Source organism: Clostridium sp. BJN0013 (genome assembly GCF_040939125.1).
In the GTDB taxonomy this organism is placed as follows: Bacteria; Bacillota; Clostridia; order Clostridiales; family Clostridiaceae; genus Clostridium_B.
Map to the genome: position 1 here is coordinate 1,352,965 of NZ_CP162495.1, position 18,274 is coordinate 1,371,238.

Genomic DNA, 18,274 nt, shown 5'->3' on the forward strand with positions numbered 1-18,274 from the left:
TTAGTGATTTATGATAGTGTACATTCGCCTGTAGTAGGAATAGATTTAGGAACAACTTTTAGTTCCATTGCTAGATGGACTGGAACTAAAGCAGAAGTTTATTCTCTGAAAGGGGAATATAATATTCCTTCTGTAGTATATAATGATGGAAGTCAGTTTGTTATAGGAAAAATTGCATTTATGAAAGGGATCATGAATCCTGAAAGTATGTGCAGAGGTGTAAAACGTTTAATTGGAAATGAATATGCCTCTATAAAACTAGGGGGTAAGGATTACAATTCCATAGAGATATCAGCAGAAATTTTAAAATATCTTTATAGAAATGTGGAAGAAATGTTTCCACAGGGCAAGTTTAAATCAGAAGGAGTGGTAGTAACTGTTCCCTACCATTTTAGGGCAAATGAAATTTCAAATACAATAAAGGCCGCTAAAATGGCAGGATTGAATTTAATAGGAATAATTCAAGAACCTATAGCTGCAGCACTGGCTTATGGACTTCATTTAAGTAGTGATGCCTTAGAAGATGAAAATATATTGGTATTTGACCTTGGAGGGGGTACTTTTGACCTAACACTATTTAATTTAAATAATTCCTCAAATAGAATATCTTTTAATGTGTTAGCCACAAGTGGTGATGATAGATTGGGAGGTATGGATTTTGATGAGGAACTTTACAATTATATAGTAGATAGAGAGGGAATCAGACTTTCTGCCTGTAGGGATAAAAGGCAGCAGAACATAGCTAAAAATAAATTGATGGAACAGATTATAAGGGCAAAAGAGGCATTATCCTTTGACAATAGTGCATATATACAGGCATTTGATGTGCCGCCAGGAAATTTTGTAGATTGTACAGTTACGTTATACGAACTAAAAAATTGTATTAGAGAATATACCCAGAAAATAAAGAGAATTATAAGAGAGATGTTTGAAGAAAGAGGAATAAGTCCTAGAAGTGTTGACAAGGTAATAAAAATAGGCGGCTCCAGCAAAATAAAATTTATAGATGAGATTATAAATGATGTTGTAGGAGATGGAAAAATATACGGAGATATAAATCCAGAACTTGCAGTTTGTCAGGGAGCGGCTATTTATGGAGCTTATTTAAACAACAGAGCTTCCCAAAATAAAAAATTGGAGGTAACTCTTATAAATTCCCATGCATTAGGGCTAAAAGATGATAAGGGAGATTTTGTAGAGATTATTCCTAAGAATGTGGCAATTCCATATAAGGAAATTGTGACATTTACAAATTCAGAGGATAATGAGAGGGAAATAAGTATAGAAATTTATCAGGGAGAACATAAAGAATGTCAGCATAATAAGAAGATAGGGGTAATAAATGTTTTGGGATTAAAGGAAAGTCCAAAGGGAACTTTAAATATACCTGTTACGTTTTATATAAATAAAGATCAGACAATTAAAGTTATTGTAGAGCAAAAAGAAAGCAATATACACATTGAAAAACAATTCTAGTTAAATAAATGTTAATAAAAAGCACTATTAAATTCATTATATAAAATGAATTTAATAGTGCTTTTTATATGTTCAAATAGTACATAGTATAATTTATAATTTTAAAACTATTATGAAAAGTAAATTATATGCATTTGTGTAATATGGTAAATTTATAAGTCGGTTTTTGCATTATAAAATTATCAATATTATGTCATTAAATTAATAATTTTTTAATAAATAATGTATATATTTGATGATTTATATTGAATTGTGTAAAAAATGATGGTATTATTATAAAGACATGTAAATCGCATGCGAAATATTTTCAATGATACTGGGAGGGGAGACAAGTTTTATAAATTAATTATTAATTTTATATAAAAAATAATTTTTGGGGGTTGATAATGAATGAAAAAGTTCATTAAAAGTAAGATATTAATTTTATTTGTATGTATATTTGCATTAATTCTACCAGGATGTGGAAGTTCGTCTACAGGAAGTTCTGGAGAAGGTTCCAAGAAAATTATTAATGTAGGAATGATGAATGCTCCAAGTGGCTTTAATCCACTGGAATGGACAGACATTGCGCAGGAAGTGAATTGTGGATTGCTATTTCAAGCTTTAGTTGAATTAGATGATGACATGAAATATAAGCCTATGCTGGCGGATTCAATTACTACAGAGGATAATAAGACATTTGCAATTAAGCTCAATTCAAAGGCTAAATGGAGTGATGGAAAACCTGTAACTGTAGATGATGAAATATATACTATTGGTCTTATATCCAATCCTAAAGTGCCATCTACTGTGGCATCAAATTTTAATATTGTTGAAGGATTAAATGATTCAGGTAAAAATACTACCGGCAGCACTGATATATCCGGTATAAAAAAAATTGATGCTCATACTATGGCAATTACAACGAAAGCACCTATGGAATTGACTTTATTTGAAGATACAATAGGTACCAAACTTAAAGCTCTTCCTAAACACATTCTTGAAAGCACTGCACCAGATAAGATTTATGAGAGTTCCTTTATTCAAAATCCAACTGTAAGTAATGGACCTTTTAAACTTGAAAAATATGTGAAAGATCAATATGTGCAATTTGTAGCTAATAAAGATTATTTCAAAGGAACACCCAAATTAGATAGATTGATTTTCAAAATTATGCCTGGAGCTAATATAACTGCTCAATTGCAAAGTGGAGAAATTGATATGAATGATCCTCAGTTAGGGCAAATACCTTTTGAAGATAATGAAAAAGTAAAGGCTATGAGTAATCTTAATACAGATTCATCAGGTATTCAAGGCACTATACAGACATTGATGATAAATACAAAGACTATACCTGATTCAAAGATTAGGAAAGCAATTTCCTATGCTATAAACAGAGATATGATAATAAGTAGTTTATTAAAAGGTCAAGGTCAAGTGATTGAATTACCATATTTGAAAGAAAGTAAATTTGTAAATAAAAATTTAAAACCTACTCCATATGATCCGGAAAAAGCTAAGGAACTTTTGAAAGAGGCAGGATGGGATTCAAATAAGGCTATAAATTTTGACATACCTACAGGAAACAAAGTTCGTGAACAAGTTGCAGATATCATAACTCAAAATTTAGAGAGCGTGGGAATAAAAGTAAATCCTCAAAAATATGATTTTGTTACAAGTCTCGCTACAGCTAAAAAACATAATTTTGATATATACCTGGTAGGTATACCTGTTTATCCTATGAATCCTGATATATCATCCATATTAAAAACTGGGTTTGGGCTTAACTTATCACAATATAGTAATGCAGAAATGGATAGTTTACTTACAAGTGGTTTAAATCAAATCGATCCAACTCAAGTAAAAGCAACTTATGATAGAGTACAGGAAATATTTGCACAGGATTTACCTTGTCCGTCAGTATATGTTCAAAATCAGTTAAGGGCCGTAAATAAAAGGGTAACTTATGGAAAGCCTAAAAACTATGGAATGTTTATTGATGTATATAAATGGGATGTACAGAGCGAATAATTTGTACAAAATAAGTAATTAAAATTTGCAAAAGATTATATGTTAATTAAATACTATAATTTTCTGCCATATTAAATTATAAATTTTTGTAGAAAGGATGATAAATATGAGCTGTTTACTTTCTGTAAGACATCTTCAAACAGCATTTAAATCAAATAAAAAAGAAGTAATATCTGTTGAAGATGTAAGCTTCGATATAAAGTATGGGGAAACGGTAGGCATAGTCGGTGAATCCGGATGTGGTAAAAGTGTAACTTCTCTATCTATAATGAAGTTGCTGGGAAAGAAAGGTTATATACGTAAAGGTAAGATAAAATTTAACAATAAAGATATTGTAAAACTGGATGATAAAGAAATGAGAAATATTCGGGGGAACAAAATATCTATGATTTTCCAGGAACCAATGACATCATTGAACCCTCTTTTTACAATAGGAAATCAGATAATAGAGGTTATAAAATTACATCAGGATATAGATTACAAAGAAGCTGAAAAATATGCAATAAATATGTTAAATTTGGTAGGCATACCTAGAGCAAATAAGATAATTAATGATTATCCACATACTCTTTCAGGAGGAATGAGACAAAGAGTAATGATTGCTATGGCTCTTTGTTGCAAACCTGAGCTCTTAATTGCCGATGAACCTACAACTGCATTGGATGTAACTATTCAGGCTCAAATTTTAGATTTGATTAAGAAACTCAGAAAAGAGATGGGAATGTCGGTCATGCTTATTACCCATGATTTAGGAATAGTAGCAGAAATGGCGGACAAGGTTATTGTAATGTATGCAGGACAGGTAGTTGAAGAAGCGGATGTGTTTACACTATTTGATCATCCCAAACATCCATATACCTGTGCACTTATAAAATCAATTCCTCAAATAGATTCAGATGTAAATAAACGGCTTGAGACTATAAAAGGAATGGTTCCATCTACTTATCAAAATATAATTGGATGCCGTTTTCATAATCGCTGTCCTTATGCATCCGAAAGGTGTATAAATGAAGCTCCAACCTTGAATTTTGTTAATGATAAACATAAAGTAAGATGTTTTTTAGTTGAAAGTATGGAGGAAGTAGGTAAGGAGGTAATATAACATATGATTGTAGAAGCAGAAAAACAGATGAAAGTTTTACTTTCTCTTGAAAAATTGAAAACTTATTATCCCATAAAAAGGGGAATTCTATCCAAAACTGTGGGGTATATAAAGGCGGTTGATGGAGTAGATTTAAAAATTTATCTTGGAGAAACATTGGGATTAGTAGGAGAATCAGGATGCGGAAAATCCTCCATAGGTCGTACAATCTTAAGACTTGAAGAACCTACAGAAGGCAGTATATTTTTTAATAATGAAGATATAGCTGCATATTCTACTAAAAATATGACTAATATCCGTACTGATTTACAGATAATATTTCAAGATCCCTATTCTTCTTTAAATCCTAAAAAACGTATATATGATATATTGGCAGAACCTCTTAAAGTTCACAAAATTATACCTGAGAATAAAATATCAGGTGAAATTGACAAACTTTTGGATTGGGTAGAATTACCTAAGGGTTTCAAAAATAGATATCCTAATGAATTCTCAGGAGGTCAAAGACAGCGTGTTGGCATTGCAAGGGCACTTGCTTTAAGACCAAAACTTATTGTTTGTGATGAACCTGTATCAGCGTTGGATGTATCCACACAGGCACAAGTATTAAATCTTTTAAAAGATCTACAAGAAAAATTAAATCTTACTTATCTTTTTATAGCTCATGGATTAGGAGCAGTAAAATATATAAGTAACAGAATTGCAGTTATGTATTTAGGTAAAATTGTTGAAATTGCAAGTACAGAAGAAATTTTTGCAAATCCAAAACATCCATATACTAAAGCACTTTTAAGTGCATATCCAGTACCTAATCCCCATATGCGTGATAAAAAGAGAATTATTCTGGAAGGTGATGTACCAAGTCCAGCAAATCCGCCCAAAGGTTGCAGATTCCACACCCGATGTAAATTTACTAAAGATATATGCAGTAAAAAAACTCCAGAGTTAAAACAGGTAAAAGATGCAGAAAAAGAAGAACATCTATCAGCTTGTTTTTTTCAGGATAGTTTTTAATTAATAAGGAGGACATTTTATATGATTAATTATATTGTTCGGAGAATATTAATAAGCATTCCAGTTTTAATTGGTGTAACTATAATAAGTTTTATAATTATTAATATGGCACCAGGCAGTCCACTGGATAAAATGATTGATCCGCATCTTACTGCAGCTGATATTGCAGCTAGAAAAGCTGCACTTGGATTGAATGGACCTTTATATATAAGATATTTAGGTTGGCTTCAAAATGTACTTCATGGCAATTTAGGATATTCATTGACTTCATTCCAGCCTGTATCACAAATAATAGGACAAAGAATATTTCCAACTTTTTTACTTATGTTTTCCGCACTTATAATTGGATTTGTGATTGCTATTCCACTTGGAATTTTAAGTGCTACCAAACAGTATTCAAAATTAGATTATATATCTTCGACAGGATCACTTATTGGAATATCAGTTCCAACTTTTTTCTTAGGTCTTGTATTTATATATATCTTTGCTTTAAAGTTAAAATTATTGCCTTCTGGAGGAATGATAACTTTAGGTCAGGATAACGGGTTTTCAGATGTACTTAAACATTTAATACTGCCTGCTGTTGTCCTTGGGGTAAATGAAGCAGGAACACTTGTTAGATATGTACGTTCTAGTATGCTTGAAATACTGGATCAAGATTATTTGCGTACAGCAAGATCCAAAGGATTAAAAGAATCCATTGTTATAAATAAGCATGCTTTTAGAAACGCCGTACTGCCTATTATAACTGTAACTGGATTGGAGATTGTTACACTACTTGGTGGTTCCGTAGTTACCGAGCAAGTATTTCAGTGGCCAGGAATAGGCCAGCTTACTATATCTTCTGTAATGAGTCGTGATTATACCACTTTAATGGGCCTTATCTTATTTGGAACCGTAGTTGTCATGGTCGCTAATCTATTAATTGATATTATATATTCTATTGTGGATCCACGTATTAGATATAACTAGGAGGGAAATCAATATTATGAGCAAAATGGAAGTGGAATTGCGAAATAATTCAGGTTCAACTGCATTAGCTGTTGAAACAGATATAACTAGTGAAAATTATATATATTTAATTATGAAAAGATTTAAAAAGCATAAAATAGCTGTAGCTGGAGTTATATTTATATGTATATTAACGGTAATTGCAATATTTGCTCCACTTATAGCTCCTAAAAGTCCATATGCTGTAGAAAATTTGTTTGGGGCTGCACCGTCCTCTAGTCATGTACTTGGAACAGATCAGGTTGGTAGGGATGTATTAAGTCGTCTTGTGTATGGTGTTCGTATTTCTTTGATTGTAGGTATTGGGACTATGATTTTAAGTGTAAGCATAGGTACGATACTTGGCCTTATATCAGGATATTTTGGAGGTAAAATTGACATGATTATTATGCGTATAACCGATATTTTTATGTCCTTTCCTCAAATGATGCTTATATTGATTATAGTAAGTATAGTTGGACCTGGCCTTAAAAATATTATATGGGTTTTAGGTCTTCTTGGATGGCCAGGTATAACACGTTTAGTTAGAGGAAATGTGCTTTCTATCAAGCAGATGGATTATATAAAATCAGCTGTAGTTCTGGGATTTAATACTCCAAGATTGTTATTTTCTCATGTACTTCCCAATACTATGGCACCTATTTTGGTAAATGCAACTTTTGGAATTGCCAGAGCTATTATATATGAAGCCTCACTTAGCTTTCTGGGTATGGGAGTACAACCTCCTACTGCAAGTTGGGGAAATATGCTTACAGATGCCCAGGCTCTTACTGTTTTGACAACCAAACCTTGGTTATGGTTTCCACCTGGAATTATGATTATATTCACTGTATTGGCATTTAATTTTATTGGTGATGGTTTGAGAGATGCTTTTGATCCTAGAAATACAAGATAATTAAACTTTTATAAATGTGAAACTATATATAAATAAAAAATTTCAGTGAATAATTTATTTTATTAATAAATTGGAGTGATTGTAAAAATGAATACTTTAAGAAAAGCTGAAGACATAAAGTCTTGGATGATAGAACTTAGAAGAGATTTTCATATGTATCCTGAGCCGTCTTTTGAAGAAGTAAGAACGTCAAAAGTAATAGCTGAAGAACTTAAAAAAATGGACATAGAGGTTATTACCACAGGTAAAACAGGTGTTATTGGATTGCTAAAAGGAAAAAATCCGGGAAAGGCCATTGCACTTCGTGCAGATATTGATGGCCTGTCAGTTACAGAGGAAACAGGCCTTCCCTACAGTTCAAAAAATCCTGGATACATGCATGCTTGTGGACATGATACTCATATTACGGAACTTTTAGGAGCTGCAAAAATATTATCTGATTTAAAACATGAATTGTACGGCAGTGTAAAATTCATTTTCCAACCGGCAGAAGAACTTGGAACTGGCGCAGCATATATGATAGAACATGGGGCTCTTGAGAATCCTAAAGTTGATATAATTGTAGGTATGCACACTTTTGGAATGATCGAGACTGGTAAAATAGTAGTTCAAAAAGGTCCTTTTATGGCATATGGAGATAAATGGAGTCTTACTGTAGAAGGAAAATCTTGTCACGGATCTTCCCCATGGCAGGGAATAGATGCAATGCCTTGTGCTGTGGCAATAATGGAGGGATTTCAAACTATTGTGACTAGATTTAATGATGCAAGAAATCCTATAGTTGTTAATGTAGGAACTGTAAATGCCGGTGAACGGTTTAATGTGATTCCAGGAAAAGTTGAAATAACGGGCATGAATAGGTCATTATCAAGTTATTCTAGAGAAATGATGCCAAAGTGGATGAAGAAAATAATAGATGGCATATGTAGTGCATATGGTTGTACATACAATTTTAAGTATGAAGAGGGATTTAAGCCTATTATGAATGAAGATAGTTTTACTGAATTTATAAGAAAATCAATATCTAAAGTAATAGGAGAAGAAAATATAATTCAAATAGGAAAAATTATGGGTTCTGAAGATTTTTCCTCTTATCAGGAAAAAGTACCAGGTACCTTTTTAATACTTGGCGGCGGAAACAAAGAAAAAGGTTATATGTATTCTCAACATTCCAATCGATTTACCATCGATGAAGACTGCCTTCCTATAGGAGCTGCAGCTTACGTTCAGGCAGCTTTAGATTTTTTAAAAGCTTAATTTTGAAATTGGAGGTAATAAGAAAATGAATACTTTAGATGAAGCTAGGAAACTGAAGTCATGGATGGTACAACTTAGAAGAGATTTTCATATGTATCCCGAGCCATCTTTTGAAGAAGTGAGAACGTCAAAAATAATATCTGAAGAGCTTAAAAACATGGATATAGATGTTTCTACTACAGGTAAAACAGGCGTTATTGGATTACTAAGAGGAAAAAAGCGGGGAAAAGTCATTGCACTTCGTGCAGATATTGATGGATTGTCAGTTACAGAGAAAACAGGCCTTTCATATAGTTCAAAAAATCAAGGGTACATGCATGCTTGTGGACATGATACTCATATTACGGAACTTTTAGGTGCTGCAAAGATATTATCGCATTTAAAAAATGAATTGTGCGGCAGTGTAAAGTTTATTTTCCAACCTGCGGAAGAACTTGGAGCTGGTGCAGCATATATGATAGAACATGGAGTCCTTGAGAATCCTAAAGTTGATATGATTGTAGGAATGCATACTTTTGGATTAATCGAAACAGGTCAGGTAGTAGTTCAGGAAGGATTTCTTATGGCTTCTATAGATACCTGGCATCTTACTATAAAAGGAAAATCATGTCATGGATCTTCTCCATGGCAGGGAGTAGACACAATTCCCTGTGCATTAGCAGTAATGAAAGGATTTGAAACTATTGTGACTAGATTTAATGACGCAAGAAACCCTATAGTTATTAATATAGGTACTGTAAATACAGGTGAAAGATTTAACATAGTTCCTGGAAAAGTTGAAATGACCGGGGCAAATAGGGCATTTTCACAATATTCTAGAGAAATGATGCCTAAATGGATGAAGAAAATAATATATAGTGTATGTGATACATATGGCTGTAAAGCTGAATTTGCATATGAAATGGGATGTAGTCCTACGGTTAATGAAATTGAATCAACTGGATTTGTAAAGAAATCAGTAGCCAGAGCTATAGGAGAAAAAAATATAATTCATCAGATATCACCCATTATGGGCTCTGAAGATTTTTCCTCTTATCTGGAAAAAGTACCAGGTGCTTTTTTGATACTTGGCGGCGGAAATAGGAAAAAAGGTTATATGTATTCACAGCATTCTAATTACTTTACAATTGATGAAGATTGTCTTTCGGTAGGGGCCTCAGTGTACGCTCAGATAGCTTGTGATTTCTTAAAAAATTAATATTTAAAATTAAAAAGATAATAAAAAAATTATTAACCAATATAGTTTTGGTAATAAATTTTTCGTGAAATTCCCATCTTTGTTTTATTTTATATTTTACTTACTATAAATAAAACATTTCCATGGGATTTTTTGTGTTTTCAGTCGAAATTATCTTTACAAATTCAGGTTATTATCATAGTAAAATTTTTATTGAACTTTAATATATTGCTTTTATTTCGAAAATTTAAATATTATACACTTTAAATTTAAAGTGTGTTAAAATGATTCTAAGTACAGTATATTTTTAAAAGCTTATGGGGTTGTTGAAAATGCCACAAAAAACTATTTTAAAACAAGATTCAAAGGTTGATGTTAAAAGACCACCTATGTATAAAGTTATTATATATAATGATGATTATACTACTATGCAATTTGTAGTAGATGTTTTAATAAAAATATTTAAAAAGAGTGCTGTAGAAGCTACGCAAATAATGTATGATGTTCATAGGAAAGGTATAGGCATAGCTGGCATATATGTTTATGATATAGCTGCTACTAAAACAGCGCAGGCTATCAGTATGGCAAGAAATAGTGGATTTCCACTAAAATTTAGTATGGAAGAGGAATAGTTATTATGAAATTAGATAAAATAGTGAATGAAATTATAACTGCAGCTTATAATGAAGCAAGGTATTGTAAACATGAATACTTTACTCCTGAACATGTATTGTATGCTGCGTTATTTTTTCCAGAGGGAATAGATATAATAGAAAGTTGTGGAGGTAATGTTAAAAATATAAAAAGAGATTTATTACAGTATTTCAATGACAATATAGAAATTACAGAGAAAAAAGAACCCCTTGAGACTATAGGTCTTCAAAATATATTGACTTCTGCAGGAGAACATGTTCTGGCTGCTGAAAAAGAGGTAATAAAATTGGGGGATATTTTTATATCCATATATGATGAAGAACAGAGTTTTGCCAGTTTTTTTCTCAGGAAACAGGGTATAAGGAGAATTGACATATTGAATTATATAACCCATGGAATTTCAGCAACTATGTTTGATTATAACATTGAAGAGGATTCCAAATACTTAATAGATGAAGAAGATACACAAAGTGTTTTAAATATAGGAGATTTTGCAGTAGATCTTACGGAAAAAGCTAAAATGGGAGGTATAGATCCTTTAATAGGGAGGGAAGATATAATTCGTAGAACTATACAAGTACTATCAAGGAGAAATAAAAATAATCCTATTCATGTTGGAGATCCAGGGGTGGGTAAAACTGCCATTACGGAAGGTCTGGCAAAATTAATTGTAGAAAATAAAGTGCCTAATCTATTAAAAGATAGTAAGATATACTCTCTAGATATGGGGTCCATTTTAGCAGGAACTAAATATAGGGGAGATTTTGAAGATAGAATAAAAAATACACTTAAAAAAATTCAAAAGGAAGATAAACCTATTGTATATATAGATGAGATTCATACTATAATAGGGGCAGGTTCCGTGTCTGGAGGATCTTTAGATGCAGCAAATATTTTGAAACCTTTTTTGACCAGTGGAAAGATTAAGTTTATAGGTTCAACTACCTATGATGAGTATAAAAAAATATTTGAAAAAGACAGGGCACTGGCTAGGAGATTTCAAAGAATAGAAATACCAGAACCCACAGTAGAGGATACTTATAATATACTTTTAGGTATAAAAGATCAATATGAAAAATTTCATAATGTAACTTATAAAGAAGAAGCTTTAAAGGCAGCGGTGGACTTATCTGTAAAATATATAAATGATAGATTCCTTCCAGACAAGGCTATTGACGTAATAGATGAGACAGGAGCTTATGTAAGACTCCATAGCAGTGACGATAATAAAATAGTTATTGAAAAGGCGCATATAGAAAAAACTATCGCTGCCATGGCTAAAATACCAGAGCAAACATTATCTCAAGATGAAACCAAGGTGTTAAAAAATTTAGATAAGGTTCTTAAGGAAAAAGTGTTTGGTCAGGAAGAAGCTATAGATTCTCTGGTAAGGGCTATAAAAAGATCCAGAGCGGGTTTTAATGAAGATAATAAAACTGTGGCAAGTCTTTTATTTGTAGGCCCTACAGGGGTGGGAAAGACAGAGATAAGTAAACAACTGGCAAAGGCCTTAAATATTCCTTTTATTAGATTTGATATGAGTGAATATCAGGAAAAGCACACAGTAGCTAGGCTTATAGGCTCTCCGCCGGGATATGTAGGTTATGAAGAAGGAGGACTTTTGACAGATGTTGTAAGAAAAACTCCTTATTGCGTGTTACTTTTGGATGAAATAGAAAAGGCTCATCCAGATGTATTGAATATACTGCTTCAGATTATGGATTATGCAACTCTTACAGATAATGCAGGAAAGAAAACTGATTTTAAAAACACAACAATCATAATGACTTCAAATGCCGGTGCCAGATCAGTGGGAAAAGTGCTTATGGGATTTGGGGATAGAATTGTAAAAAAAGATGCTATCAGTGAAGAGGTAAATAGGATATTTTCCCCGGAATTTAGAAATAGATTGGATGATATAATATATTTTAATTCAATGAATGATAAGATGGCATATTTAGTTGCAAAAAAAGTTGTGGGCCAGTTTGAAAAACAGCTTTTATCTAAAAATATAAAAATAAATGTAACAGATGAATGCTATAGATGGTTGTCTAAAAAAGGTGTATCACTGGAGTATGGAGCCAGAGAAATAATTAGAATAGTTCAGCAGGATATAAAACCTTATTTTGTAGATAAAGTACTTTTTAATGAGAATATTGAAAATACAATTAGTATTATAGATGTAGAAAATGATAGTATAAAAATCAAAAGTGAGGAACAATAGCTTATAAGATGACTTATATTGAGAGGGATGAGTTAAAATATTAAAAAGGGATAAAAGAACTGTAATTTTTCTAGTAGCATTTATTGTAATACTTGTGATTATATTTTTTATAAGGTCATCTTTAAGCAGTGAAGGTGGGGATAACAGTCCTGTTTATGGGAAAGTTATCAAGATACATTCTACAGAAAATAAAGGTTCTGAGAGATTTTCCAATGCAGATGTTAAAATAATTTCAGGAAAACTTAAAGGTAAAGTAATTACAGTTCAAAATTTTGTAGGGGGAAAGATTAAAGATGAGAGCAGCAGTACTCAGAGTTTTGTAAAAGTAGGAGATGAAGTATTAGTTAATATTGACAGGTATGATGAAAAAGGAAATGTAGAAGATGCATATATATATGAAATAGTAAGGTATAAGTATTTATACAAATTGGCATTGTTTTTTATAATCTCCCTAGCCATTATTGGAGGGAAAAAAGGACTAAAATCCATTATAACATTAATTATAACCGGATTTGTGGTGATAAAAGTACTTATACCTCTTATAATACAGGGATTTAATCCTACATTGGTGTCTTCTCTAGTATGTATTTTTGTAATTGTAGTAAATCTTCTCATAATAAGTGGAAAAAATGAAAAGACTCTGGCTGCTATTATAGGAACTTCTGGGGGAGTTTTGATTGCAGGAATTATAGCAGTATTTTCAAATTTTATAATAAGGGTTAATGGACTTACCGATGAAGAAATGCAATCCATTATATATACAGCACAAAATGCCAATTTTGACTTTTCAGGATTGCTTTTTGCAGGTATAATTATGGGGGCCTTAGGGGCAGTTATGGATGTAAGCATGTCTATAGCCTCTTCCATAAAAGAAATTGGAAGTGCCAAACCGGATATGACTGTAAAAGAGCTTATAAAGTCAGGGATGAATGTGGGAAAAGATATTATGGGTACTATGGCAAATACCCTCATACTTGCTTATGCAGGGGGTGCCATGTATATAATGATTATGGTTTCTGCATATTCCTATAGTACATCTATATCCACTGCCGTAGATCAAGACATTATCGCAGCAGAGATATTAAAAGCTTTGGCAGGCAGTATTGGATTGGTTTTTGCAGTTCCAATTACTGCAGTTGTATCTGCAATACTAGTTAAATCACATTCAAATAAATAACTGGCTAAAATTATAAAGAATAGCTTAAAAAGTTAAAAAGTAACATTTTTAAATTTGGAATAATATAATACAGTGAAACAAATCGAAAATAGGAGGGTGTACAACATCATGGAAATTACTGTAAATTTTTATATTATTTCAGATGATATTTTGGAAAGTTCAAAGAAATTCCATAGTCAGATAAAATCAGCCAACCCTATATATTTGACTCTTCAAACAGGAGATTCCATAATACCTGAGGATAATAGTGGAGAGTATGCTGTAGTTAGGACTATAAAAAATCTGCATAAAGGGGAACTGGATGTATATATATCTAAATTAAAAAGTAAAGATGAAATAATGAATGAAATAGAGGACTTCACTAACAAGACTATAAAATCAATATTTGAATCTATTAAAGATACATTAGATCCTGACGAGGAAAAGGATCTTAATAAAGCTCAAAACTAAAGAACACTATTAGAGTTCATTTATCCGAAGGCTGTAAGTAGCTAATATTTTTTACTTTCTTCAAAGTGAGAAATAAGCACTGCCATGCTTCTGGATAAGTTTTTCTAAGGTTCAGATGGAGAAAAAGCCTTCCTCATGTGCAAACTTCACCTGAACCTAAGAATCACTTGATTTTAATAGTGTTTTTATTGTGAATTGTAAGTGTTTTAAAATTTAGGATCTTATATCAATGAATAACCCTTCTAATTAATAAGGAGGATATATGAAAGCATGAACAAAAATATATTGAAAAATTTTGCAGTCAGAAGCAGAAAAGAACTTGTGGAAAAAGTTAAAATAAAAGCTGCAAAGCAAGGTATAAAAAAGGAACATATTGAAAACTTGGATACAATTAGGCATTCTGAGAAAATAATATGCAGTGAACGGGAAAAGTTGCAGAGAGAAATGATCATTAATAGAATAGAAACTTTAAATAAAAATGGAGACGAAGGTTATAACATAGTTATTGAGGAAATTGCCTGTTCCTGGTTTAATAGATTTATTGCCTTAAGATTTATGGAAGTTAATAAATACATACCTGAAACTTTTATTATAAAAGATAATGAATACAATTCAATTCAGGAGATTAATGGAATAGATTTTTCTATGGATATGGGAAAAATTCAGGGCATGAAATTAAATAGGGATGTAGAAGGTATATTCAGGTATGTCATATTATCAAGATGTAATGCTTTAAATAAAGTTCTACCTTTTATATTTGAAGAATGGGCAGATTACACAGAATTGTTATTTCCAGAAGATCTCTTAAGTGGAAAAAATTTTGTATTCAAACTTATCCACATAATACCAGAAGAATTATGGCATCATGTGGAAATTATAGGATGGCTTTATGAATATTACATATCTAAAGAACAAAATAGAATAATAAGCTCAAAAAAGAAATACACAAAAAAAGAAATACCTTATGCGACTCAACTGTTTACTCCAGACTGGATAGTAAAATATATGGTTCAAAATTCGCTGGGAAGATATTGGATAGAGGCTCATCCAGAGCAGAAGGATCTTAAGAAAAGCTGGGAATTTTATGTAGAAAATTTGGAATTACAGCAAGAATTAAAACCGTATACAGATAGAAATTTAAAGATTGTAGACATAAAATGTTTTGATCCTGCCTGTGGGTGTGGACATGTACTGGTGTATATGTTCCGATTATTACATCAGATATATAAAAAATGTGGATACGATGAAAATGAAATACCAGAAATAATTATAGAAAATAATCTTTATGGACTTGATATACATGATAGAGCCTGCGAGCTTGCTTGTTTTGTTATTGTCATGGAAGGAATGAAATATGACAAATATCTCCTTGAAAAAATGAAAAGAAAAGCTATAAAATTTAATATAACATCTATAAAGGAAACCAACAATTTTAGTAATGAGGATATAGAGTATGTATTAGGTGATGATTATAATACACATTATAATATTATGAAAAATTTTATAGATCAATTTAAAGATGCAAAGATATATGGCTCTCTTATAGAATTAAGGGAGTTTAAAGAGGATATTCTATTAAATAGACTAGAATATATAAAAAATATAAGGGAAAGTAACTTACTTAAGGAAAAAAGAAGAAAAGAAATTATTGGAGAGCTGTCAAAATTAATAAAACAGGCTCGCATAATGGGGTATACATATGATATTTTAGTAACAAATCCTCCTTATATCAGTAATAAATATTTACCTGAACTTCTGGCAAAGTATATTGGAAAAAATTATCCAGAGGCGAAAAGTGATATATTTTCTGCATTTATGATATATGGCTTTTCAAAAGTAAAATATAATGGACAATTGGCATTTATGACTCCTTTTGTATGGATGTTCATACAGTCTTATCAAAAGTTGAGAGAAGAGATAATTGACCATAAAAGTATAACCAGTCTAATCCAATTGGAATACTCTGGATTTCAGGAGGCTACAGTACCTATATGTACATTTACTTTAAGAAATTATAAAGTTAATATTCAGGGCAGTTATATTAAATTGTCAGACTTTAAAGGCCCTAGTAATCAACCTGTTAAAGCTAAAGAAGCCATAGATAATCCACATGTAAATTATAGATTTACCTTAAATCAAGACAAAATGAAAAGTATTCCAGGCAGCAGATTTGGATACTGGCTTACCAACAGAGAAATTGAAATACTCAATAAAGCAAAGATGGTAGGAAATGTAGCTTTTCCATGCACTGGCATGCAAACGGGAAATAATAATAAGTATATAAGATATTGGTTTGAAGTAAAATATAAACTTATTAATTTTACTGGAGAAAGTGATAGTATAAAATATTGGATACCCTATCAAATGGGAGGGGAAGCCCGAAAATGGTATGGTAATATTTCCGAGGTAATCTACTGGAAAAACAATGGGGAGGAAGTAAGAGCGGAGGAAGGTTCTCTCATAAGAAATGAAAAATTTTTCTTTAAGAAGGGTATAAGCTGGAAAAGGATAACTTCTGGAAATAATACCATAAGAGTTCTAAATAAGGGATTCATTTTTGATCAATCTGCAGATTCCATATTTGTAAAGAGTGAAGAGGATTATAACTATATATTAGCTTTTTTTAATACTAGGATAATGATAAATATATTTAAATTTATATCACCTACTTTAAATCTTACTGCCGGAACAGTTAAGCAAATTCCAATCTATATTGAAAAGAATATAGATATAAAAAGAAGAATCAATGAACTTTGCGAAGAATGTATAAGTATATCAAAAATGGATTGGGATTTTTTTGAGACATCCTGGAATTTTAGAAAACATCCTTTTATATTGATGCACAGTAAAAACATGGATAGGGATAAAAAAGATATACCCAGTAATTATGATTTACAGGCTAAGTATTATATATGCCATGCATTTAATCTCTGGGAATCATTTGCAAATAATCAGTTCAACAAGTTGAAACATAATGAGGAAGAGCTAAACAAAATATTTATCAGTATTTATGGCCTGCAGGATGAATTGACACCGGAAGTTTGGGATAAAGACATTACTATTAGAAGAGCAGATAAAAAAAGAGATATTAAATCGTTCATTTCCTATGCAATGGGATGTATGTTTGGAAGATATTCTATTGATAAAGAGGGTATTATATGTTTTGATAGGGGAACATATGGCCTTTATGGTGATAAAAATACAAATTTTATAAGGTATTTGCCAGATAAGGATAATATTATTCCTGTACTTTGTCACAGCTATTTTAAAAATGATATAGTATGTAGGTTTATACAGTTTGTATATGTAACTTTTGGGGAAAGAACTTTATGTGAAAATCTAAACTTCATATCAGAAACCCTTGGGAAAAAGGAAGGTGAAACAGATGAAGATACCCTGAGAAGATATTTTATGAATGATTTTTTTAAGGACCATATTCAAGTATATAAAAAAAGGCCTATATATTGGTTATTTACATCAGGGAAATATAAAGCGTTCAATTGTTTGGTTTATGTACACAGGTACCATAAGGGAATTTTATCTATAATGAGGGACTGTTATGTAAATAAGATACAGGATAAAATATATAAAGACATACAATTTTTATCCCATAAAATAGAAGATTCTTGTGAAAGAGAAAAGAAGGCTATAAGTAAAAAACTAGAGATTCTTTATAAACAACAGGATGAATTGAATATATATGATGAAATATTGATAAGTAAGGCTAACAAGAACATAGAATTAGAGTTAGACTTAGGCATAAGTGCTAATTACAAAAAATTTTTACCCCTTGTGAAAACCCTAGAAAAATAAGTATATAATAATTT

Annotated in this window: 13 protein-coding genes; all 13 read left to right on the plus strand. The window is 31.4% G+C overall.

Translation table 11 applies throughout. The features are described from left to right. Positions 1-3 precede the first annotated feature (3 nt). Positions 4-1,476, plus strand: coding sequence for an Hsp70 family protein (locus AB3K27_RS06990; RefSeq protein ID WP_368490513.1), 1,473 nt, complete (start codon positions 4-6; stop codon positions 1,474-1,476). 390 nt (positions 1,477-1,866) lie between these two features. Continuing rightward, on the plus strand, positions 1,867-3,486 hold the full coding sequence (locus AB3K27_RS06995) for an ABC transporter substrate-binding protein (RefSeq protein ID WP_368490514.1): 1,620 nt from the start codon (positions 1,867-1,869) through the stop codon (positions 3,484-3,486). Between the two features lie 106 nt (positions 3,487-3,592). Next, the gene (locus AB3K27_RS07000; RefSeq protein ID WP_368490515.1) at positions 3,593-4,588 is read left to right on the plus strand and encodes an ABC transporter ATP-binding protein; all 996 of its coding nucleotides are present in this window, start codon (positions 3,593-3,595) and stop codon (positions 4,586-4,588) included. A 3-nt stretch (positions 4,589-4,591) separates the two neighbouring features. Further along, positions 4,592-5,602, plus strand: a complete 1,011-nt coding sequence (locus tag AB3K27_RS07005; protein WP_368490516.1) for an ABC transporter ATP-binding protein — start codon at positions 4,592-4,594, stop codon at positions 5,600-5,602. Between the two features lie 21 nt (positions 5,603-5,623). Beyond that, positions 5,624-6,574: an ABC transporter permease gene (locus tag AB3K27_RS07010; RefSeq protein WP_368490517.1), complete on the plus strand. Its 951-nt coding sequence runs from the start codon at positions 5,624-5,626 to the stop codon at positions 6,572-6,574. 16 nt (positions 6,575-6,590) lie between these two features. Then, positions 6,591-7,508, plus strand: a complete 918-nt coding sequence (opp4C, locus tag AB3K27_RS07015; protein ID WP_368490518.1) for an oligopeptide ABC transporter permease — start codon at positions 6,591-6,593, stop codon at positions 7,506-7,508. Positions 7,509-7,595: 87 nt separating this feature from the next. Beyond that, entirely contained in the window at positions 7,596-8,765 is a 1,170-nt protein-coding gene (locus AB3K27_RS07020; RefSeq protein ID WP_368490519.1) for a M20 family metallopeptidase, read from the plus strand. Between the two features lie 25 nt (positions 8,766-8,790). Further along, positions 8,791-9,963: a M20 family metallopeptidase gene (locus AB3K27_RS07025; protein WP_368490520.1), complete on the plus strand. Its 1,173-nt coding sequence runs from the start codon at positions 8,791-8,793 to the stop codon at positions 9,961-9,963. 311 nt (positions 9,964-10,274) lie between these two features. Further along, positions 10,275-10,574 carry an ATP-dependent Clp protease adaptor ClpS gene (locus AB3K27_RS07030; RefSeq protein ID WP_368490521.1) on the plus strand — a complete coding sequence of 100 codons (300 nt, stop codon included), beginning with the start codon at positions 10,275-10,277 and terminating at the stop codon, positions 10,572-10,574. A gap of 5 nt (positions 10,575-10,579) precedes the next feature. Further along, on the plus strand, positions 10,580-12,820 hold the full coding sequence (gene clpA / locus AB3K27_RS07035) for an ATP-dependent Clp protease ATP-binding subunit ClpA (RefSeq protein WP_368490522.1): 2,241 nt from the start codon (positions 10,580-10,582) through the stop codon (positions 12,818-12,820). A 94-nt stretch (positions 12,821-12,914) separates the two neighbouring features. Further along, positions 12,915-13,997, plus strand: a complete 1,083-nt coding sequence (locus AB3K27_RS07040; RefSeq protein ID WP_368490523.1) for a YibE/F family protein — start codon at positions 12,915-12,917, stop codon at positions 13,995-13,997. Positions 13,998-14,105: 108 nt separating this feature from the next. Next, positions 14,106-14,447, plus strand: coding sequence for a hypothetical protein (locus AB3K27_RS07045; RefSeq protein ID WP_368490524.1), 342 nt, complete (start codon positions 14,106-14,108; stop codon positions 14,445-14,447). 270 nt (positions 14,448-14,717) lie between these two features. Beyond that, entirely contained in the window at positions 14,718-18,260 is a 3,543-nt protein-coding gene (pglX, locus tag AB3K27_RS07050) for a BREX-1 system adenine-specific DNA-methyltransferase PglX (RefSeq protein ID WP_368490525.1), read from the plus strand. Positions 18,261-18,274: the final 14 nt, after the last annotated feature.